At 70.9% G+C, this 20468-nt stretch carries 16 protein-coding genes; 8 read left to right on the forward strand and 8 right to left on the reverse strand.

The genetic code is table 11. The annotated features are described in order from the left end of the window. Positions 1-21 precede the first annotated feature (21 nt). Positions 22-2463 (reverse strand): penicillin acylase family protein, encoded by a 2442-nt coding sequence (locus ACOKM3_RS41005; RefSeq protein ID WP_426906384.1) that lies wholly within the window; start codon positions 2461-2463, stop codon positions 22-24. 349 nt (positions 2464-2812) lie between these two features. Between ACOKM3_RS41005 and ACOKM3_RS41010 the strand changes: the two genes are divergently transcribed. Next, positions 2813-4369, forward strand: a complete 1557-nt coding sequence (locus ACOKM3_RS41010) for an acyl-CoA synthetase (RefSeq protein ID WP_426906385.1) — start codon at positions 2813-2815, stop codon at positions 4367-4369. 15 nt (positions 4370-4384) lie between these two features. Here ACOKM3_RS41010 and ACOKM3_RS41015 read toward each other — a convergent pair whose 3' ends face one another. The 5 genes from ACOKM3_RS41015 to ACOKM3_RS41035 form a co-directional block, all read right to left on the reverse strand. Next, a complete protein-coding gene (locus ACOKM3_RS41015) occupies positions 4385-7141 on the reverse strand; it encodes an alkaline phosphatase family protein (protein WP_426906386.1) in 2757 nt (918 codons plus the stop codon). A gap of 5 nt (positions 7142-7146) precedes the next feature. Continuing rightward, complete coding sequence (locus ACOKM3_RS41020; RefSeq protein ID WP_426906387.1) at positions 7147-8562, reverse strand: ABC transporter permease; 1416 nt, start codon at positions 8560-8562, stop codon at positions 7147-7149. Next, positions 8562-9551, reverse strand: a complete 990-nt coding sequence (locus tag ACOKM3_RS41025; RefSeq protein ID WP_426906388.1) for an ABC transporter ATP-binding protein — start codon at positions 9549-9551, stop codon at positions 8562-8564. Before ACOKM3_RS41025 ends, ACOKM3_RS41020 begins: the two co-directional genes overlap by 1 nt. A gap of 165 nt (positions 9552-9716) precedes the next feature. Next, entirely contained in the window at positions 9717-11018 is a 1302-nt protein-coding gene (gene paaK, locus ACOKM3_RS41030; protein ID WP_426906389.1) for a phenylacetate--CoA ligase PaaK, read from the reverse strand. 108 nt (positions 11019-11126) lie between these two features. Next, complete coding sequence (locus ACOKM3_RS41035) at positions 11127-11915, reverse strand: GNAT family N-acetyltransferase (protein WP_426906390.1); 789 nt, start codon at positions 11913-11915, stop codon at positions 11127-11129. Between the two features lie 84 nt (positions 11916-11999). Between ACOKM3_RS41035 and ACOKM3_RS41040 the strand changes: the two genes are divergently transcribed. Beyond that, positions 12000-12389, forward strand: coding sequence for a VOC family protein (locus tag ACOKM3_RS41040; protein ID WP_426906391.1), 390 nt, complete (start codon positions 12000-12002; stop codon positions 12387-12389). A gap of 33 nt (positions 12390-12422) precedes the next feature. Here the strand turns inward: ACOKM3_RS41040 and ACOKM3_RS41045 are convergent, their stop codons facing one another. After that, the gene (locus ACOKM3_RS41045; RefSeq protein ID WP_426906392.1) at positions 12423-14042 is read right to left on the reverse strand and encodes an acyl-CoA synthetase; all 1620 of its coding nucleotides are present in this window, start codon (positions 14040-14042) and stop codon (positions 12423-12425) included. Positions 14043-14241: 199 nt separating this feature from the next. Between ACOKM3_RS41045 and ACOKM3_RS41050 the strand changes: the two genes are divergently transcribed. The 6 genes from ACOKM3_RS41050 (at position 14242) to ACOKM3_RS41075 (ending at position 19684) form a co-directional block, all read left to right on the forward strand. Then, positions 14242-15042 carry a crotonase/enoyl-CoA hydratase family protein gene (locus tag ACOKM3_RS41050; RefSeq protein ID WP_426906393.1) on the forward strand — a complete coding sequence of 267 codons (801 nt, stop codon included), beginning with the start codon at positions 14242-14244 and terminating at the stop codon, positions 15040-15042. Between the two features lie 52 nt (positions 15043-15094). After that, on the forward strand, positions 15095-16057 hold the full coding sequence (locus ACOKM3_RS41055) for a Zn-ribbon domain-containing OB-fold protein (protein ID WP_426906394.1): 963 nt from the start codon (positions 15095-15097) through the stop codon (positions 16055-16057). After that, positions 16057-17118, forward strand: coding sequence for a thiolase domain-containing protein (locus ACOKM3_RS41060; RefSeq protein WP_426906395.1), 1062 nt, complete (start codon positions 16057-16059; stop codon positions 17116-17118). The genes ACOKM3_RS41055 and ACOKM3_RS41060 overlap by 1 nt, the downstream gene beginning before the upstream one ends. Before the next feature lie 8 nt (positions 17119-17126). After that, entirely contained in the window at positions 17127-18293 is a 1167-nt protein-coding gene (locus ACOKM3_RS41065) for a thiolase domain-containing protein (protein WP_426907023.1), read from the forward strand. A 95-nt stretch (positions 18294-18388) separates the two neighbouring features. After that, on the forward strand, positions 18389-18631 hold the full coding sequence (locus ACOKM3_RS41070; RefSeq protein ID WP_425825175.1) for a DUF397 domain-containing protein: 243 nt from the start codon (positions 18389-18391) through the stop codon (positions 18629-18631). Positions 18632-18775: 144 nt separating this feature from the next. After that, entirely contained in the window at positions 18776-19684 is a 909-nt protein-coding gene (locus ACOKM3_RS41075) for a universal stress protein (RefSeq protein ID WP_426906396.1), read from the forward strand. A gap of 46 nt (positions 19685-19730) precedes the next feature. Here ACOKM3_RS41075 and ACOKM3_RS41080 read toward each other — a convergent pair whose 3' ends face one another. Then, complete coding sequence (locus ACOKM3_RS41080; protein WP_426906397.1) at positions 19731-20453, reverse strand: leucine-rich repeat domain-containing protein; 723 nt, start codon at positions 20451-20453, stop codon at positions 19731-19733. Between the last annotated feature and the right edge of the window lie 15 nt (positions 20454-20468).

The raw sequence follows: 20468 nt of genomic DNA on the forward strand, positions 1-20468 counted from the left end.
CCCCGGTCCTGGGGGCGTCCGTCAGTCGCGCACCCGCACCACCTTCAGCGCCGGCGACCTGAGGATGTCCTTCTCGCAGAAGCGCTCCGTGACCCACTTCTTCTTCGAGAACAGGTGGGTCTGGTCGCTGTAGTGCGGCGAGTTCGGGTTCGACGACTGGGAGTACGTGAGGAGGGTGCGTGCCACCGGGCAGCGCCCGCCGTCCCAGCCGACCGCCTGGATGTAGCTCGACCCGGTCGTGACGTCGGTGTAGCCGCCGCCCGCGGCGTTCCACACCGGCTCGACCTTGTTCCACACGCCGAGCGACTCCGTGCCGCCGTGCACCGGGATGCGCTCGCCGCCGCGCGTCACGAACTGGTGGTCGCCGAGCCGGGAGTCCAACGGGATGCCGGCGGCCCTGAGTTCGGCCACCGCGTCGGCGAGCGCCGTGGCGAAACCGGGCGCCTGCGTGTTCAGCGTGTTCGGCGTACGCACCGGATCCGCCGCCGAGAACGGCACCTTCCACAGCTGGGCCGCGGGCACCGCCGCCGTCAGCTTCCGCCAGAACCGGTCGAAGAGCAGGGCGCCCCGGCTGTCGGTGTTCATGGTGCGGTCCCACGCGCCGATCACGTCACAGGCTTGGGAGACATCAACCGGCTTGCCGTCGCTGCCCGTTGCCGAGCCGCCGGGCAGGGCCGCGCACGCCTTCGCGGTGTCGGCGGCCGTCAGGTCGGCGGCGGGCACCCGGTCGGCGAACTGCTGCCGCTGCAGATCCGCGACCGTCAGGCCGCCCTTGTCCGCCATTCCCGCGACGTCCTCGACGGCGCCGCGCGTGCGCATCGAGCGCTGCGTTCCGACGTTCCCGAAGACCCGCTCGTAGCCGGTGATCGGGCGGTCCGCATTGGCGAGCCAGGCGCTGTCGTTGGAGTTCTCCGCGTACGGGGCGTCCTTGAGTACGGGCATCTTCGACGGGCCGAAGATGCCCGGCTGCACGGCGTCCTTGTCCCTGCCCGGACCGCAGTCGCTCTTCGAACCGTCGAGGACGGCGACACCTGAGGCCGGATACGTCGCCTTGCCGAGCGGCGTCGAGCAGCGCCCCGCCAGCTTGTCGGTGATCCGCGGCAGCACCTGCGACTGCGTGAACAGCGAGTGGCCCGAGGAGTCCGCGGCGATCGTGTTCACCCACGGCAGGCCCTGTGTGCGGCGCAGCGACGCGAGGATGTCGGCGGTCGAGCGGGCCTTGCTGAAGCCGAGCGCGGTGTCGGAGGCGCGCAGGTTGACCGCGTTGGGGTCGTTCAGGGCGTAGGCCGTCGTCGCGGTCCAGGGGAGCGGGAGCTGGGCGCCGAGGTTCGTGACGACGGGGCCGTAGCGGGTCCACCACTGGGTGCGGGTCACGTCGCCGCCGCCCTTCACGGGCACGCTCACGGACCGCTTCGTCATCCGCTCCTTCTTGCCGTCGACCACGTACGTCGTCGGGTCGGACGGGTCGAGGGTGAGCTGGTGGAGGTTGAGCGTGACGCCCGTGGCGACCGTGTGGCTCCACGCGATGTTCGCGTTGTGCCCGATGGAGATCCCGGTGGTGCCGAGCAACGAGCCTCCCATGACGTCGAGTTCGCCCGGGATCGTCTGCTGCGACTGCCAGAAGCGGCGGCCGCCCTGCCACGGGTAGTGCGGGTTGCCGAGCAGCAGGCCCCGCTTGTTCGCCGTCGCCGCTCCGCTGAAGGCGACCGCGTTCGAGCCCATGTCGGAGTCGTCCTGCGCGAACAACTCGCGGGCGGCGCGGGCGGTATCGGCCTTGTCCGGCTCAGTCTTGTCGGGCTCGGCCTTGTCCGGCCCGGTCCGCGCGGCGCCGGTGGTCGGCGGCTGCGCGGCCGTGATGCCCTCGATCGCGCGCCCCTGCCCGCCGAGCACCGCGATCGCGAAGCCGCGCGTCGCCACGTCGAGCGGGGTCACCGGCTTCACCCAGTCCGCGCCCTTGCATGCCGGGTCGGTGATCCGGTTCTGCTTCAGCCACGCGTTGTACCCGGCGGCCCAGCCGCGCATCGCGTCCTTGACGTCGCGGCTCGGGCCCGCGGGCGCGGGGATGCCGAGCAGCTTCTCCACGGTGTGCGCCTCGCGAACACCCTTGAAGTACTGGTCACTTGAGAGGTTCTTGGCCGCCGACGACAGCGAGCCGTCGGGCGCCGCGTCGGGCCCGAAGACGCGCGAACGCTCACCGCGCAGCGTCACGAACCCGTCGGCCAGCGTGCACACCTGATCGGCGGCCTGCGCCCACCCCGTGCCGAAACCGAGGTTCGCGTAGTCCTTGGCGACGATGTGCGGGATCCCGTACTCGGTGTAGCGGATGGTGGCGGAGAGGCCACCGCCACGCGGATGTGTGTCACGGTCGGCCGCGGCGGACGACACCGACGCGGTGCCGCTGAGCGCGGTCAACAGGGCGACCCCGAGGGCCGCGAGGCGTCTGTGTCCCGGACGTGTGCGCATCGTGCTCCCAACTGCAGTGCGGGCTGAGGTGGTTGAGCGACGTGAGAGCGCTGAGCGTACCAACGGGTATGTCCGGTGCGGAGGGGTCGGCGGGAGCGGAACCCGCACGGGAAGTCCCGGGGCGAGACCGGGCCTGCCCGGTACCGGCAGGCCGGGCGACGAGGGCCGCTGACACCGAGGCGAGCAGGCACCCGGCGTCAGCGGCGAAGGGGATCAGCGGGCGAGGTGGAACCCGCTGCCTCACTCCTCCCTTCGCCCCGAACGCCCGGATCGGATGCACCGCATCGCTCGCCGACCCGCGGCGCCCGCCACCCTTGACCCGGCGCCCGCCACCGCACAGGATCACGCCATGACGAGGTCACCTTTCCCCAAGCTCTCGGCTCCGCTCGAGCAGGGGAGGCTCCATTCCGAGGCCGCCAGCAGCACCGTCGACGGAGTCCTGCGCCGCAGCGCCCGCCGCACGCCGGGGCGCGTCGCCCTGCGCTACGGGCCGCGCTCATGGACGTACGGGGAGCTGGACGACGCCGTGTCCCGCGCGGCCGGGGCCCTGCGCGGCGAGGGCCTCGCGCCGGGCGACCGGGTCGGCGCCTACGGGCACAACTCGGACGCGTACCTGATCGGCTTCCTGGCCTGCGCCCGCGCGGGCCTCGTGCACGTCCCGGTCAACCAGAACCTGACCGGCGACGACCTCGCGTACATCGTCCGCCAGTCCGGCGCCTCGCTCGTCCTCGCCGACCCCGGCATCGCGGACCGCCTCCCCGGCGACGTACCGGTGCTGGCGCTGCGCGACGCGGACGAAGCACTGCTCACGCGACTCGCGGCGAGCACCCCGTACGACGGGGACGTGCCGGACGCCGACGACCTGGCGCAACTGCTCTACACGTCCGGGACCACCGCACTCCCCAAGGGCGCCCGGATGACGCACCGCGCGCTCGTCCACGAGTACGTGAGCGCCATCCACGCGCTCGACCTCAAGGAGACGGACCGCCCCGTCCACGCGCTGCCGCTGTACCACTCGGCGCAGATGCACGTGTTCCTGCTGCCGTACCTGGCCGTGGGCGCCACCAACACGATTCTCGACGCGCCGGCCGCCGACCCGGTCTTCGACCTCGTGGAGGCGGGGGAGGCGGACAGCCTGTTCGCGCCGCCGACGGTGTGGATCGGGCTCTCCCAGCACCTCGGGTTCGCCTCCCGCGACCTGAGCGGGTTGCGCAAGGCGTACTACGGCGCCTCGATCATGCCGGTCCCGGTCCTGGAACGGCTGCGCGAGCGGCTGCCGGGACTCGCCTTCTACAACTGCTTCGGACAGAGCGAGATCGGCCCGCTCGCCACCGTCCTCGGGCCCGACGAGCACGAGGGCCGCATGGACTCCTGCGGGCGTCCTGTGCTGTTCGTCGAGGCGAAGGTCGTCGACGACGAGGGCAAGGACGTGCCCGACGGCACACCCGGCGAGGTCGTCTACCGCTCCCCGCAACTGTGCGACGGCTACTGGGACAAGCCCGAGGAGACCGAACAGGCCTTCCGGGACGGCTGGTTCAGGTCCGGGGACCTCGCGGTGCGCGACAGTGAGGGCTACTTCACCGTCGTCGACCGGGTGAAGGATGTCATCAACTCCGGCGGCGTGCTCGTCGCCTCCCGCCAGGTCGAGGACGCCCTCTACACGCACCCGGCCGTCGCCGAGACCGCCGTCGTCGGGCTGCCCGACGAGCGCTGGATCGAGGCGGTCACGGCGGTCGTGGTGCGCAGCGACACGGACGTCACGGAGGAGGATCTGATCGCCCACGCGCGCGAGCAGCTCGCCCACTTCAAGGCGCCCAAGAGGGTCGTCTTCGTGGACGAGCTGCCGCGGAACGCCTCCGGCAAGATCCTGAAGCGTGAGCTGCGGGACCGGTTCGCCGAAGGCTAGACGTGCGGGTCCGCTCTAGCCGTCGTTCTCCGCCGAGGGGATGAACGCGCCGGGTACGTCCTTCGGCGCGTAGATCTTGCTCTCGCCGGGGTACGGCTTCTTCCAGCCGTGTGTCTCGTACCAGGTGAAGTGGTTCATCTGCGCCGGGTTGGCGTAGTCCGGCACCGCGTGCTCACCCGTGAGGCGCTGCTTCGACTTCCAGGCCTGCCAGGTGTCGGCGAGCTTCTGCCGGTCCGCCGGGACCTTCGTGGACGGCACGGCCAGTGCCTTCGGGTCCTGGGCCGCCGGCTTGTCCTCGCCGCAGGAGGGCGGCGTCGCCAGGCCCGCGGTCAGCGAGGTCCGGTTGGGCACCGCCGTGAACGGCGTGGTGTCCGCCTTCTTCGTGAACGCGGCGGCCATCGGGCTGGCCGCGGTGTCCTTCTGGTTCATCGGGTGGATCCCGAGGATCTGCTCGATGGTGCGGATCATCGTGATCTGCGAGTAGTAGTGGCTGTCCACCGTCCCGCGCTTCGCCCACGGGCTGATGATCTGGACCGGGGCGCGGTGGCCGTCGACATGGTCGAGGCCCGCCTGGGAGTCGTCCTCGACCACGAAGATCGCGGAGTCCTTCCAGTACTTGCTGTGCGAGATCGTGTCGACGATCCGGCCCGTCGCCAGGTCGTTGTCCGCGACCTGCGCGGGCGCGCTCGCCGGGCCGCCGGTGTGGTCGCTGGAGAGCCAGAACATGTTCAGGTTCGCCGGACCGTTCTTGGCGAAGTCCTGCTTCCAGATCTCCGAGCGGTACACGTCGGGCACCGAGGTGTCGAACTTCGCGAAGCCCGGCACGGACACGGAGTTGAGCGAGGGGATCGGCGAGGACGACGTCAGCTTGTACGCGGTGTCCTTCCCGGTCGCCGCCATGTTCTTGCTGTCGCAGTACAGGTTCTGCCAGCTCGCGTCGGCCGGCTTGTCGAGGAACTGGTGGAACTCGCCGAAGTCCCGCACCGACCTGCCCGCGGACTGCGCGCCGCTCCACAGGAAGCCGGACTTCTGGTGGCCGAGCGCGTCGTCCTCGGTGTCGTAGCTGCGCGCGTACTCACCGGCCGAGGACTCGGTGTACTCCGGGTTGTCCGCCTGCATCAGCCAGTTGTGGCCCTCGGCGGAGTTCGTGCCGATGTCGTACGTGTTGTCGTAGAGGCCGAACTGCCGGGCCATGGCGTGCTGGTTGGGCGTGACGTTCTCGCCGAACTCGGCCAGCGAGGCGTCGCCGTTGCCCTCCTTCATGTCGCCGAAGACCTGGTCGTACGTCCGGTTCTCCTTGACGATCAGGAACACGTGCTTGATCGTCGACGGGTCGCCGAGCCGGGCCGGGACCGGCACGGGCTTCGCCCGGCTGCCGCTGCTCGCCTTCTTGGCGGCGCCGGCCGTCCAGCCGTTCTGCCGGAACACCTTGCCGGTCTGCTTCTTGATCACGTCGTCGCCCGGCAGCGTGAAGTGCTGCACGCTGGACGTCGTGTCGTGCGTGGTGTGCCCGGCCTTCGTGGTGGGGCGGCGGGCGTCGATGCCGCGCGTGTTGGAGACCACGACCTGGTTCCCGGCGGTACTGATCTCCGAGGGGAAGTAGTCCGTCGGCAGCAGGCCCACGTAACTCACGGGCTCCTGCGGGGACTTGTACCGGTAGACGGCGACCGCGTTGGCGCGGCCCAGCGTCACCAGGAGGCGCCCGTCGTCGGAGAGCGTCACCGCGTTCGGCTCGTAGCCGACCGAGGCCTCGGGCCACGGCTTGGTGGAGACGGTCTGGACGACCTTGTCCTTGGCGGTGTCGACGACCGAGACGTCGTTGGTGGCGGTGTTCGTGACGAACAGCGCGCCCTTCTTCGCGTACAGGGCCGTCGGGTGCAGGCCCACGTCGATGGAGCGGACGGCGGCGTCGGGGTTGCCCAGGTCGATGACGCTGAGCGTGCCGGTGGTGGTCGCCCCCGTCTTCGGGTCGGCGGGCACGTCGGTGCCGTACGAGTTGATGGTGGACTCGCCGGGCTTCGCGGGGCGCCCGCCCTCGTTGCTGACGTACAGCTTGTCGCCGACCTGCGCCAGGTCGCGCGGCGCGTTGCCCACGGACCAGCTCTTCTTGATGGCACCGCTCGCGGCGTCCAGGGCGACGACCCGGTTCTGCCCGTTGACCGCCGAGTAGACGGTCGAGCCGTCCTTGGAGAACACCGGCTCACCGACGAGCGCGTGCTTCGCGCCGTCCGCCGGGATGGTGACGTACGTCGGGTCGGCGACGGAACCGTCGTCCTTCACGGTGAACCTGGTGTAGCCGTCGATCTGGCCGAGCCACAGCTGCTTGCCGTCGGGGGAGTAGGTGGGGCCCTCCTGACCGACGTTGTTGCTCTTGATGCGCGGCGACGACGAGGCCGCGTTGCTGACGAGCTGCTGGACCTTCCACGTCTTCAGGTCGACGATGCCGAGGGCGGAGCCGCCGTCGGTGAGCGAGGCCGCGAGGTGCGAGCCGTCCGGGCTGACCTCGGACGACATGATCTTCCCGTTGTCGATGACCGTCCGGTCGCCGTACGGGGCTATGTACTGGTCACTGGAGACGACCTTGCCGTTCGCGGTGTCCTGGCCGACCTGGTCCGTGCCGAACTGGTGGGTCTGGGCGAAGGCGGTGCCCGCGAGCGCCAGGGCGAGGGCCGTGATGCCCGCGGTGGCGAGCGGTCTGCGGCGGCCGATGCGCCCGGCGAGCGTGCCGAGACCGGCCCGTGGCACGCGCCTGCGGCGGCGTGTTACCTGCATGGAGTTCATCCCTTCGGAACCTTGTTCACTTTGTGCGGTGTCGCGGACAGCAGCTCGACGGTGCCGTCGAACTGCCACAGCGGGTTCGGTGTGTCCCCGGTCGGGGTGTGCACCAGGAAGTAGCCGTTCACTTCCTTCGGCCCGTCGCCGTCGGCGACGAACCGCCCGTCAGCGGTGACGTCGAGCTGATAGATGGCCTGACCGGTGGCCTCGACGTCGGGCAGGTGCCAGGAGACGACGCAGCGCCAGTCGTTGCCCGCCCCCTCGGCCCCGTCGTGGACATCGCCCTTCGTGCACGCCGCCGAGGTGTGCAGTCGGTCCTCGGTGACGGCGGGGCGGTGCAACTGCTCGGCCTGCGTGCGGTACAGGTGGGCGAACGCGGTGGCGACCGAGCGCTGGACCTTCTCCTGCGTGATCCCCGACCCCTCGGCCGGAGCGGCCACGCCGACGGCGACGACGCTCACCACGAGCAGCCCGACCAGCGGCAGCGCGCCGAGCGTGAGCGCACGACGGCCGGACGCGTCCTCGGCCGGGTTCGTGAAGTCCCGCCGTACGAACAGCAGATACGCGAGCCCGGTCGCGGCCGCCGCCCACACGAGGGCGATCACCACGCCGATCACCAACGGAGCGAGCTGCACGGGGCCGGTGAACAGCCCGTTCCAGGCGAGGAACGCGTATCCGGGCAGCGCCACGCGGACACTCACCGGCAGCGGCAGCAACTGCGCGAGTTGCAGCACCAGCGCCACCAGGGCGGGCAGCAGCAGCCCCATCGGGGAACGGCCGAGCGCCACAGAGCCCAGCAGGCCGAGCGCGGCGAGGGCCAGCGTCGGGGCGAGCGCGCACAGCCACGCGAGCAGTACCCGGCCCGCCGCGTCCGAGGCCCCGATGTCCGCGCCGTCGAGGCCGACGAGCGGCTGGTGACCGGCCGTCAGGAGCCCGCCGACCACGCTCGACACGGCGAGCCCGGCCACCAGCACCAGCAGGACGGAGAGGCTGGCGAGCGCCTTCGCGGCGAAGATCCGGCCCGGCGATCGGACCGCCACGAGCAGATGCCGCCAGGTGCCGAGCCGGTCCTCGGCGGCGAACACGTCACCGGCGACGAGCGAGGTCAGCAGCGGCAGCGCCCACACGCCCGCGAATCCGAGCATGACGAGCGGACCGGCCCACCCGGTGGCGTGCATCCACCGGCCGAACAGGGTGTCGGTGGGCAGCGTGCTCTGGAGGCCGACTCCGGCCACGAACAGCCCGGGAGCGAGCCAGCAGACCAGCACGAGGAGCCGGACCCGCCACTGGGACACCAGCTTGACCAGCTCGAAGCGGTAGCCGCGCCGCACGGTGACGGGACGGTCGACGGCGGGCCCGCTCTCGGCGGGGTCCTCGACGGGGCCTTCGGTGGCGGGCGTGGTCACGGTGGAGGTCATCACGCGGCCTCCCGCCGACCGGTGTCCGCGCTCTCGGTCAGCGCCAGGAAAGCCGCCTCCAACGGCGAGACGACCGGGGCCAGTTCGCGCAGCGCGACCCCCTCGCCCACGAGCCGCGTCACCAGATCGTCGACGGCGTCCACCCGGGCCCGCACGACGAGGGCCTCGGCGCCGTAGCGCGACGCGGCCTCCGTGCCCTCGACCGGATGGATCCCGTCGGTCGCCGCCGCGAGTGCGCGGGCCGCGGGCGGGTCGGACGTGAGCAGCCGGTACTCCAGGTCCTGGTGCTCGGCGGCCAGCTTGCTCAGCGGGCCGGAGAAGACGACGCGGCCGGTGGCGAGGATCGTCACCTCGGAGCACAGCGCCTCGAGGTCGTCCATCCGGTGGCTGGAGAGCACGACCGCGGTGCCGGCCGCGGCGAGAGCGCCCAGCACGCGGTGCACATGCCGGGTTCCCGCCGGATCAAGGCCGTTGGACGGCTCGTCGAGGACCAGCAGCCGCGGCCGCGTCAGCAGCGCCGCCGCGAGCCCGAGCCGCTGCCGCATCCCGAGGGAGAAGCCCCGCACCCGGTCATCGGCGACCTCGCCGAGCCCGACCTCGTCCAGCGCCTCTCGGATCGGCGCCGACGGGGCGTCGAGGCCGCGCAGCTCCGCCAGCGCGGCCAGATTCTGCCGCGCGGTGAGCGAGGGGTAGAGGCCCGGCCCGTCCACGAACCCGGCCACCCCGGCAGGCGCATCGAGGGCCCGGCCGACCGGTGTGCCCAGCACCTCCAGGCTGCCGGAGTCCGGGACGGCCAGGCCGAGGAGCAGGCCGAGCAGGGTCGTCTTGCCCGCGCCGTTCGGGCCCACCAGACCGTGGATCCGGCACGGCGCCACATCGAGGTCGACGCCGTCCAGGGCGACAACGTTGCCAAAGCATTTGGTGATGCCGCGCGCCCGCAGCGCGAGGGGCCCGTCACCCGGGCCGTCGTCCAGCTGTCTGTCGTCCATGAGTCCCTTCCTTCAAGACCTCACGGACCTTAGGAAGGGCACAAGAAGCGCACAGAGCACGGGAGTTGAACGACGGTGGAACGGGAGACGGCCGGATGGTGGCATACCGCAAACAGGCGGTTTGCCACCATCCGGCCGTCGGATGCGGGGTGGTCGGCGGTCCGTTCAGCGAGGCCGTTCGTCCACGATCCGCCTGATCTTCCCCACCGACCGCTCCAGCGACTCCGGCTCCACGATCTCCACGGACACCGACACCCCCACCCCGTCCTTCATCCCGGCCGCGATGGCGCGCGCCGCCGACTCCCGCTCCTCGGGTGTCGCGTCGGGACGGGCCTCGGCGCGTACGGTGAGCGCGTCCATGCGGCCCTCGCGGGTGAGGCGGAGCTGGAAGTGCGGGGCGACGCCGGGCGTGCGCAGCACGATCTCCTCGACCTGCGTCGGGAACAGGTTCACACCCCGCAGGATCACCATGTCGTCACTGCGCCCGGTGATCTTCTCCATGCGCCGGAACGCCGGCCGGGCCGTCCCCGGCAGCAGCCGCGTCAGGTCCCGGGTCCGGTACCGGACCACCGGCATCGCCTGCTTGGTCAGCGAGGTGAAGACCAGCTCGCCGTGCTCGCCCTCCGGCAGCACCTCACCCGTGATCGGGTCGACGACCTCCGGGTAGAACTGGTCCTCCCAGATGTGCAGCCCGTCCTTCGTCTCTACGCACTCCTGCGCCACGCCAGGACCCATGACCTCCGACAGGCCGTAGATGTCGACCGCGTCGATCCCCGCCCGCTCCTCGATCTCGCGCCGCATCTCCTCGGTCCACGGCTCCGCACCGAAGATGCCGACCTTGAGGGAGCTTGTGCGCGGATCGACGCCCTGGCGCTCGAACTCGTCGAGGAGCGTGAGCATGTACGAGGGCGTCACCATGATGATCTCGGGCTTCAGGTCCAGGATCAGTCGCACCTGGCGCGACGTCATGCCGCCGGACGCCGGAATGACCGTGCACCCGAGCCGCTCTGCCCCGTAGTGCGCGCCGAGCCCGCCGGTGAACAGGCCGTACCCGTACGCCACATGGACCTTGTGCCCCGGCCTGCCGCCCGCCGCGCGGATCGCCCGCGCCACCATGTCCGACCACATCGACAGGTCGGCCTCGGTGTACCCGACGACCGTGGGCAACCCCGTCGTGCCGCTCGACGCGTGCAGCCGCCGCACCTCGGACTGCTCCACGGCGAACATCCCGAAGGGATAGTTGTCCCGCAGGTCCGCCTTCGTCGTGAACGGGAAGCGCCCCAGGTCCGCCAGGGTGCGGCAGTCCTCGGGCCGTACGCCCGCCTTGTCGAACGCCTCGCGGTAGAACGGCACCCGCTCGTACACCCGGTACAGCGTCCCGCGCAGCCGCTCCAGCTGCAGTGCGCGCAGCTCGTCCGCGCCGAGCCGCTCGCCCTCGTCCCGCCAGTCCGTCGCCATCGACGCCATCGCACGCACTCCCGAAACTCCCGACCGATCATTCGGTTGCCCTGCTGTCGATCAGTAATTCAAGGACTGACCGCGCTCGTCAAGACATGCGACGCGCCGGTTCCGGTGTCAGCGGCCGGCCGGGGGCTCCCAGACGTACGGCGTGGTGGTCCCGAGCGCCACGAACCCCAGGCGTTCCAGGATCGGCCGGCTGTACGGGGACGCGTCCACCTGGACGTACGCGAATCCGCGCTCGGCGGCGATGCGGACGCGGAACGCGACGAGCGAGCGGTAGATCCCGCGGCCCCGCCACTCGGGCACCGTGCCGCCGCCCCACAGGCTCGCGAAGGCCGTTCCCGGGTGCAGCTCCATGCGGGCGGCGCTCACCGGCTCGTCCCCGTGCAGCGCGACGACCGCGGGGACGGTGGCCGGGTCCTGGGCCAGCTGGGCCCTGAGCTGGTGGCCGATGGCGGAGCGGCCGGAGTCGAAGGCCAGCTCGTGCACCCGCTCCACCAGCTCGACCTGCGACTCGTCGGTGACCGGGAGCAGCCGGATCCCTTCGGGTGGCGCGGTGTCGAGGGGCAGCGCGGCCGTCTCCGCGACGAGCAGTGTCTCCGGCTCCTCCGGTACGAACCCGGCGGCCTTGAGCCGGTCGGGAAGGTCGGACGGGTGGTCGTGCGTGTACGTCTTCCACTCGAACTCCCGGCCCAACTCGCCGAAGAACCGCACCTGTTCGGCGATCGCCGCATCGGCGGTCCGCTCATCGAGCCCCGACCACAGCACCCCGTTCCACCCCGCCGCCGGGCCGACGTGGCGCACCACGTCGCCGACCCGCTCGACCCGAGCACCGGGCTCGTCGGGCTGCGCCTCGCGCCGCATCTGCTGATCGAACAGGTCTCTGACCGCTGCATGATTCATGCGCGAACTTCAGCACCGGGACGACGGCCGGGCAACCGAGAAAAATCCGGTGGCGCCATGGAACACCCTTGCTATGGTGCGCCGATGACATCGATCAAGAAGGTCCAGATCACCTTCGACTGCGCGGAGCCCGTGCGGGTCGCCCGCTTCTGGTGCGAGGTGCTCGGATACGTCATGCCGCCCGGGGCCGACGAGGACGAGTCCTGGTCCGCCTGCGCCGACCCCGAGGGCGACGGGCCCCGCTTCTTCTTCCAGCGCGTTCCGGAGGGGAAGGTGGTCAAGAACCGGGTGCACGTCGACGTGCGGGCCGGGGCAGGGCTCGTCGGCGACGAGCGGCTCGCGGTGCTCGAAGCCGAGGCCGAGCGCCTGTACAAGCTCGGCGCGACGCACGTCCTGACGCAGCGCGCCGATGAAGAGAACGAGTCGTGCATCACGCTGCAGGACATCGAGGGCAACGAGTTCTGCCTCGACTGAGGCGAGACCGAGCACGAGCCGCGCGGAGGGGGCCTACGCGTTCCCCTCCGCCGCCACCGACCGCGCCCACCGGTAGTCCGCCTTCCCGCTCGGCGAGCGCTGGATGCTGTCCGTCACCACCAGCTGGCGGGGGATCTTGTAACCGGCGAGGTGGCTGCGGCAGTGCGTCTGGACGGTGTCCAGGGTCAGCGGTTCAGCGCCGTCCATGAGCTGGACGACCGCCGCCACATGGTTGCCCCACTTCTCGTCCGGCACGCCGGCCACCAGCGCGTCGTAGATGTCCGGGTGGGACTTGAGGGCCTGCTCGACCTCCTCCGGGTACACCTTCTCGCCGCCGGTGTTGATGCACTGCGAGCCGCGCCCGAGGACCGTGACGATGCCCTGCTCGTCGACCGTCGCCATGTCACCGAGCAGCACCCAGCGCTCGTCGCCCTTCTGGAAGAACGTCTCGGCTGTTTTCACGGGGTCGTTGTAGTAGCCGAGCGGGACGTGCCCGCGCTGCGCGATCCGCCCCACCTCGCCGACCGCGACCGGCTCGTACGTCGCCGGATCCACCACCTGCGTACGGGAGTTGACCTGGACGTGGAAGCCGGATCCCGCGCCCGAGTCGGCCGTCGCCGTGCCGTTGAAGCCGGACTCGGACGAGCCGAAGTTGTTGAGCAGCATGGTGTTCGGCACCAGCTCCTGGAACTGGGCGCGCACCGTGTCCGACATGATCGCGCCCGAGGACGAGACGCTGAACATCGACGAGCAGTCCGTGCCCTTCAGTGGCCCCTTGAGCGCGTCGATGAGCGGGCGCAGCATCGCGTCGCCCACCAGGGACATGCTCGTCACCTTCTCCTTCTCGATGGTGCGCAGCACCTCCTCCGGGGCGAACTTGCGGTGGATGACGACGCGCTGGCCGAAGTTGAAGCCGATGAAGGCCGTGAGGGTCGATGTGCCGTGCATCAGCGGGGGAGTGGGGAAGAACGTGATGCCGTCGCCGCCTGCCGCCACCCGCTCGGCCAGTTCTTCGGGCCGTGACACCGGCTCACCCGTGGGCGCGCCACCGCCCAACCCGGCGAAGAACAGGTCCTCCTGACGCCACATCACACCCTTCGGCATGCCCGTGGTGCCGCCGGTGTAGATGATGAACTGGTCGTCGGGGGAGCGTGGCGGGAAGCCACGTTCGGGGGAGGACTGCGCGGTCGCCTCCTCGAAGTCCACCGCCTTCAGTGGCGGTGCGTCCGCCTCGGGGGCTCCCACCCGCACCAGGTGGCGCAGCTTCTCGGCACGCGGCAGCGCCGCCGCCACGCGCGGCGTGAACTCCGTGTCGAAGACGAGGGCCGCGAGATCCGCGTCCTGGTAGAGGTAGGCCAACTCCTCCTCGACATAGCGGTAGTTCACGTTCACCGGGACGGCCCGCGCCTTGACGCAGCCGAGCGCCGTCTGCAGGTACTCGATGCCGTTGTAGAGGTGCAGACCCACGTGCTCGCCGGGGCGTATCCCGGCCGCGATCAGGTGGTGGGCGACCCGGTTGGCCGCCGCGTCCAGCTGGGCGTAGGTGAGCCGGCGCTCCGCGCCCGTTCCGGGATGATCCACGTAGACGAGCGCCTCGCGGTCGGGGACCACGTCGACGACCGACTCGAACAGGTCGGCAAGGTTGTACTCCACCGCGCTCCTCCTGATCCAGATGATCCAGGGCCGGATGTCTCCCGGGCGCCTCCTGGCCGTCATCAGAACAGAACCGGGAGTAAGGGGGAAGGGGCTCCGCACAAGAAAACTGACTGAGTGTCAGAAAACTCTTGAACTGGCACGTGCCCTACTGCAACCTGTTCCAGGTCCGAGGCTGCGGCTGACTGGAGGACCCCTCATGGGTGGGACCGAACATCTCGACGTCCGGCGCGAGGGCGCCACGCTCGTACTTACGCTCAACAGGCCGGAGGCCAAGAACGCGCTGTCCCTGCCGATGCTCGTCGGCCTCTACGACGGGTGGCGGGAGGCGGACGCGGACGACTCGATCCGCTCCATCGTGCTCACGGGTGCGGGTGGTGTGTTCTGCGCCGGCATGGACCTCAAGGCGCTCGCGGGCAAGGGGATGGAGGGCGAGCACTACCGGGACCGCCTCAAGGCCGACCCCGACCTGCACTGGAAGGCGATGCTGCGCCACCACAGGCCGCGCAAGCCCGTCATCGCGGCCGTCGAGGGGCACTGCGTCGCGGGCGGCACCGAGATCCTCCAGGGCACGGACATCCGGGTGGCGGGGGAGTCGGCGACGTTCGGGCTCTTCGAGGTCAAGCGCGGCCTGTTCCCCATCGGCGGCTCGACGGTACGGCTGCCGCGCCAGGTTCCCCGTACCCACGCCCTTGAGATGTTGCTGACCGGACGGCCCTACCCGGCGCCGGAGGCCGCGGCGATCGGGCTCGTCGGACGCGTGGTGCCCGACGGCACCGCGCTGGACGTGGCGCTGGAGATCGCCGAACAGGTCAACGCGTGCGGCCCGTTGGCCGTCGAGGCGGTCAAGGCGTCCGTCTACGAGACCGCCGAGATGACCGAAACGGACGGTCTCGCCTCGGAGTTGAAGCGCGGCTGGCCCATCTTCGACACCGCGGACGCGAAGGAAGGCGCCCGCGCGTTCGCCCAGAAGCGGCCGGCCGAGTTCCGGCGCGAGTGAGGCCCGCGGCCGTGCCATTCCGTCCCGTACGCCCATACGTCAAGGAGGCCTCATGACATCCACCGCCCAACCAGAGGTGCTGCGCGCGCCGTTGGTCGTGGAGTTCCCGTTCACCCGCTCCCTCGGCCCCGTCCAGTCCGCCTTCCTCAGCGGTCTGCGCGACCGCACCGTGCTCGGCGTGCGGACCGGCGACGGGAAGGTCCTGGTGCCGCCGGTCGAATACGATCCCGTGACCGCCGAGGAGATCCGCGACCTCGTCGAGGTCGGCGCCACCGGAACCGTCACCACCTGGGCCTGGAACCCCGAGCCGCGGCGCGGTCAGCCCCTCGACACCCCCTTCGCCTGGGTCCTCGTCACGCTGGACGGCGCCGACACCGCCCTGCTGCACGCCCTCGACGCCCCGGGCCCCGACGCCGTGCACTCCGGCATGCGCGTGCGCGTCCGCTGGGCCGAGGAGCGCGAGGGCGCCATCACGGACATCGCGTGCTTCGAACCGTACGAGGGTGATGACACGCCATCCCAACCAGCGCCGCACAGCGGCGAGTTCGAGGACGCCGTCACCGGCATCGTCGCCCCCGCCCGCCTCGACTACACCTACAGCCCCGGCGCCGCCCAGACCCGGTACATCAACGCCTTGGCCGAACGTCGCACGGTCGGTGAGCGCTGCCCCTCCTGCCGCAAGGTCTACATCCCGCCGCGCGGCGCCTGCCCCACCTGCGGCGTCGCCACCGAGGAAGCGGTCGAGGTCGGGCCCGCGGGCACCGTCACCACGTACTGCATCGTGAACATCAAGGCCAAGAACCTCGACATCGAAGTCCCGTACGTCTACGCCCACATCGCCCTCGACGGCGCCGACCTCGCCCTGCACGGCCGCATCGCCGGCATCCCGTACGACCAGGTGCGGATGGGGCTGCGCGTCGAACCCGTGTGGACGGAGGGCGGGCGCTATCCGGACCACTACCGGCCCACCGGTGAACCCGACGCCGATTACGACACGTACAGGGAGATGATCTGATGCGGCCGCCGATCCGGGACATCGCCGTCGTCGCCTTCGGGCAGACCGACCACACACGTACCTCCGACGAACAGTCGGAAGTCGAGATGCTGATGCCCGTCCTGCACCAGGTCCTCGCCAGCACCGGCCTGAAGACCAGTGACATCGGGTTCACCTGCTCGGGATCGAGCGACTACCTCGCCGGGCGCGCCTTCTCGTTCACCATGGCGCTCGACGGCGTCGGCGCCTGGCCGCCGATCTCCGAGTCCCACGTCGAGATGGACGGCGCGTGGGCCCTGTACGAGGCATGGACCAAGCTGCTGACCGGCGAGGCCGACACCGCGCTCGTCTACTCCTACGGGAAGTCCTCACCGGGCTCCGTACGTGATGTCCTGACCCGCCAGCTCGACCCGTACTACGTCGCCCCGCTGTGGCCCGACTCCGTCGCGCTCGCCGCGCTTCAGGCGCAGGCGCTGATCGACGGGGGACACGCCGACGAGCCCGCGCTCGCCGGGGTCGCCGCCCGCAGCCGGGAGTCCGCCACGGGCAATCCGCACGCCCAGCTGCGGGGAAGCGTGCCGCACGGCGATTACGTCGTAAATCCGCTGCGGACCGGGGACTGCCCGCCGATCGGCGACGGCGCCGCGGCCGTGATCCTCGCCGCGGGTGACCGCGCCAGGGAACTGTGTGAGCGGCCCGCCTGGATCCGCGGCATCGACCACCGCATCGAGGCGCACAGCCTCGGGGTGCGCGACCTCACCGATTCGCCCTCCACGCGGCTCGCCGCCGAGAACGCCGGGGCCTTCGAACGGCCTGTGGACACCGCCGAGTTGCACGCCCCTTTCACCTCGCAGGAAGTCGTCCTGCGCCGCGCTCTGAGCCTCGGCGACGACATCGACATCAACCCGTCCGGTGGCGCGCTCGCCGCCAACCCGGTGATGGCCGCCGGGCTCATCCGCATCGGCGAGGCCGCCGCCCGCATCCACGGCGGGAGCTCCCGGCGCGCCCTCGCCCACGCCACCTCCGGGCCCTGTCTCCAGCAGAACCTGGTCGCCGTACTCGAAGGGGAGGACCAGCGATGAGCAAGGCCGTGTCGAAAGAGCCGGTAGCGGTCGTCGGGATCGGGCAGACCAAGCACGTCGCCGCCCGCAGGGACGTGTCGATCGCGGGCCTCGTCCGCGAAGCGGCCCAACGAGCCCTCGAAGACGCCGAGTTGACGTGGGCCGACATCGACGCCGTCGTCATCGGCAAGGCGCCCGACTTCTTCGAGGGCGTCATGATGCCGGAGCTGTACCTCGCGGACGCGCTCGGCGCCGTCGGCAAGCCGATGCTCCGCGTGCACACCGCCGGATCGGTGGGCGGCTCCACCGCGCTCGTCGCCGCGAACCTCGTCGCGGCGCGCGTCCACGGCACCGTACTCACCCTCGCCTTCGAGAAGCAGTCGGAATCCAACGCGATGTGGGGGCTCTCGCTGCCCATCCCGTTCCAGCAGCCGCTGCTCGCAGGCGCCGGCGGCTTCTTCGCTCCGCACGTGCGCGCCTACATGCGCAGGACCGGCGCCCCCGACACCGTGGGCTCCGTCGTCGCCTACAAGGACCGCCGCAACGCGCTGAAGAACCCGTACGCCCACCTCCACGAGCACGACATCACCCTGGAGAAGGTCCAGGCCTCGCCGATGCTCTGGGACCCCATCCGCTACTCCGAGACCTGCCCGTCGTCCGACGGTGCCTGCGCGATGGTCCTCACCGACCGCGCGGGGGCGGCCCGCTCGTCGAAGCCGCCCGCCTGGATGCACGGCGGCGCCATGCGCAGCGAACCGACCCTCCACGCGGGCAAGGACTTCGTGTCGCCACAGGCCGGTAAGGACTGTGCCGCGGACGTGTACCGACAGGCCGGGATCGCCGACCCGCGCCGCGAGATCGACGCCGTCGAGATGTACGTGCCGTTCTCCTGGTACGAGCCGATGTGGCTGGAGAACCTCGGGTTCGCGGACGAGGGCGAGGGCTGGAAGCTCACCGAATCCGGTGTCACGGAGCTCGACGGGGACCTCCCCGTCAACATGTCGGGCGGCGTCCTGTCCACCAATCCCATCGGCGCCTCCGGGATGATCCGCTTCGCCGAAGCGGCGCTCCAGGTGCGCGGGCAGGCCGGGGAACACCAGGTCGACGGCGCGCGGAAGGTCCTCGGGCACGCCTACGGAGGCGGCTCGCAGTTCTTCTCCATGTGGCTCGTCGGCGCCGAACCACCCACCCGATGAACGCGCGTTGACCTTCACTGCCCCTCGCGGCCTGTGCGCGGCACGGACCGATCGCTAGGCTGGCGCACGGACGACGAACCGGGAGGAGCACGGACGTGGCCGAGAGCACCATCGACCAGCACCCGCTCATGGGGTGGGAGAAGCCGGACCTGGACCTCAGCAAGGCGGATTGGCGGTCCAGCAGCGGGGGGCAGGGCGATGTCCAGATCGCCTTTGTCGAGGGCTTCATCGCGATGCGCAACGGCGGACACCCAGAGAGCCCGTCCCTGATCTTCACGCCGGCCGAGTGGGGGGCGTTCGTGAGCGGTGCCCGAGAGGGCGAGTTCGACCTCACGTAGTCGCTTTCTCGGCTCTTTGTTCACGCAGTTCCGACACGGGACCAACGGCACTGTCCTGTGGCCCCGGCATTTGCGAGCCTGGCCACAGGAACAGCCGGTCAATGAGGGCGCGGCGACGCGCCCGGTGTCGGAGGCGAAGAGATCATGGCAACACCGCACCACCTGCCCGTCCTCGCCGCGGTGGACGGCTCCGACGACAGCCGCCGCGCCCTGGAATGGGCGCTCGCCGAGGCGGTCCGACGCGGCGCCGAGCTGCGCGTCGTACATGTGCAGCAGTACGCGCCGTTCCTCCAGGCCGAGGTACTCGTGGCGGACTTCGACGAGGAGCCCGAGAACGACACGGTCCTCGCGGAGCTGCGCAAGGATCTGGAGGGGCGCGAGGGGCTGCCGCCGCTCGAGTTCATCAGCCGGGTCGGTCTGCCGGCCGTGGTGCTGTCCGAGATGAGCGCCGAGGCCCAGCTCCTTGTCGTCGGCTCGCGCGGTCGCGGCGGCTTCGCGGGACTGGTGCTCGGCTCGAACAGTGTGTCGACGGCGCGCGACGCGGCCTGCCCGGTCGTCGTGGTGCCACCGCCGGGGCGCGAGGTGCACGGCGACGCGGAGGTGCCGCCGGGGCCGCGGGTCGTCGTCGGGCTCAAGGCGGACGCGCCGGACCACGCGACGCTGGCCTTCGCGTTCGCCCACGCGGCCCGTACGGGCGCCCGGCTCCAGGTCGTGGTCGCGTACCCGTGGCCGGTCCTGGCGTGGACGGCGTACGGGGACTTCACTCCCACCGCCGTCGACCAGGAGGCGACCGAACGCGACACGCTTCGAGTGGCCGATGAGACTCTCGCCGAGCTACGGGAATCTCACCCTAAAGTTGAGGTTGAGGTTTTGGTGGTGCCGGGCGACGCGGCGGGCCACCTCGTCGAGAACTCGCGCGACGCGGAACTGGTCGTCGTCGGCCGCCACCGCCGCCGCCTCACCCGCCCCGCTCCGATGCTCGGCTCGGTCACGCACGCGGCCCTGCTGCACGCGGCCGGCCCTGTCGCGGTGATCCCACCCGAGGCCGACTGAGCCCTGCAGGCCGCGTCCCACTCGGCGCAGCACGACACAGCCAGGGTCAGCGCAGCACGACACAGCCGCGCCCGGTCAGCTCGTCGAGCAGACCGGGCGCGAGCCGCACCTCGTTCCAGCGCAGGTCGAGCTTCTCCAGGCAGGGCAGCCCCGCAATCCACCCCGGCACCTCGCGCAGCCGATTACCGCGCAGATCGAGCCGACGCAGCCGAGGAAGAGCGCGCAGTGACTCGGGCACGACGGCGAACGCGTTGTCCCGCAGCTCCACCTCCCGCAGCTCCGCAAGATCCCGTACGGACGCGGGAAGCGCGGTCAGCAGATTGCCGCGCAGCCACAGCTCCCGGAGCGAGGTGAGCCCGCCGATGCCGTCCGGCAGCGCGTCGAGCCGGTTGTGCTGAGCGCGCAACTCCACGAGGCCGGTCATCGCGCCGAGCGTGGAGTGCAGCGCCGTCAGCCGGTTCTCGCCGACATTCAGATACGCGAGCAGGTCGAGGTTGCCGAGCGATTCCGGCAGTGCGGTGAGCCGGTTGTCGTGCAGATACAGGAATCGGCTCAGGCCGGTGAGGTCGCCGAGTTCCGATGGGACCGAGGTGAGCCGGTTGTGCCCGAGGTCGAGGGTGTGCAGGCGCGTCAGCGTGCCGATGCGTTCGGAAAGGTGTACGAGCCGGTTGTCGGCCAGCAGGAGGACCTCCAGCTCGGGATGGCGCCAGACCTCCTCGGGTACGGCGTCCAGGCCGCCCCGCCAGTGGTCGAGCACCGTCCCGTTCATGACGCCGTACCTTAA

Source organism: Streptomyces nidicola, assembly GCF_050106155.1.
GTDB lineage: Bacteria > Actinomycetota > Actinomycetes > Streptomycetales > Streptomycetaceae > Streptomyces.

Bases quoted from the DNA above. Each gene is read 5' to 3' on its own strand.
- ACOKM3_RS41005 (WP_426906384.1), bottom strand. From the start codon at position 2,463: ATGCGCACACGTCCGGGACACAGACGCCTCGCGGCCCTCGGGGTCGCC.
- ACOKM3_RS41010 (WP_426906385.1), top strand. From the start codon at position 2,813: ATGACGAGGTCACCTTTCCCCAAGCTCTCGGCTCCGCTCGAGCAGGGG.
- ACOKM3_RS41015 (WP_426906386.1), bottom strand. From the start codon at position 7,141: ATGCAGGTAACACGCCGCCGCAGGCGCGTGCCACGGGCCGGTCTCGGC.
- ACOKM3_RS41020 (WP_426906387.1), bottom strand. From the start codon at position 8,562: ATGACCTCCACCGTGACCACGCCCGCCACCGAAGGCCCCGTCGAGGAC.
- ACOKM3_RS41025 (WP_426906388.1), bottom strand. From the start codon at position 9,551: ATGGACGACAGACAGCTGGACGACGGCCCGGGTGACGGGCCCCTCGCG.
- paaK (WP_426906389.1), bottom strand. From the start codon at position 11,018: ATGGCGTCGATGGCGACGGACTGGCGGGACGAGGGCGAGCGGCTCGGC.
- ACOKM3_RS41035 (WP_426906390.1), bottom strand. From the start codon at position 11,915: ATGAATCATGCAGCGGTCAGAGACCTGTTCGATCAGCAGATGCGGCGC.
- ACOKM3_RS41040 (WP_426906391.1), top strand. From the start codon at position 12,000: ATGACATCGATCAAGAAGGTCCAGATCACCTTCGACTGCGCGGAGCCC.
- ACOKM3_RS41050 (WP_426906393.1), top strand. From the start codon at position 14,242: ATGGGTGGGACCGAACATCTCGACGTCCGGCGCGAGGGCGCCACGCTC.
- ACOKM3_RS41055 (WP_426906394.1), top strand. From the start codon at position 15,095: ATGACATCCACCGCCCAACCAGAGGTGCTGCGCGCGCCGTTGGTCGTG.
- ACOKM3_RS41060 (WP_426906395.1), top strand. From the start codon at position 16,057: ATGCGGCCGCCGATCCGGGACATCGCCGTCGTCGCCTTCGGGCAGACC.
- ACOKM3_RS41075 (WP_426906396.1), top strand. From the start codon at position 18,776: ATGGCAACACCGCACCACCTGCCCGTCCTCGCCGCGGTGGACGGCTCC.
- ACOKM3_RS41080 (WP_426906397.1), bottom strand. From the start codon at position 20,453: ATGAACGGGACGGTGCTCGACCACTGGCGGGGCGGCCTGGACGCCGTA.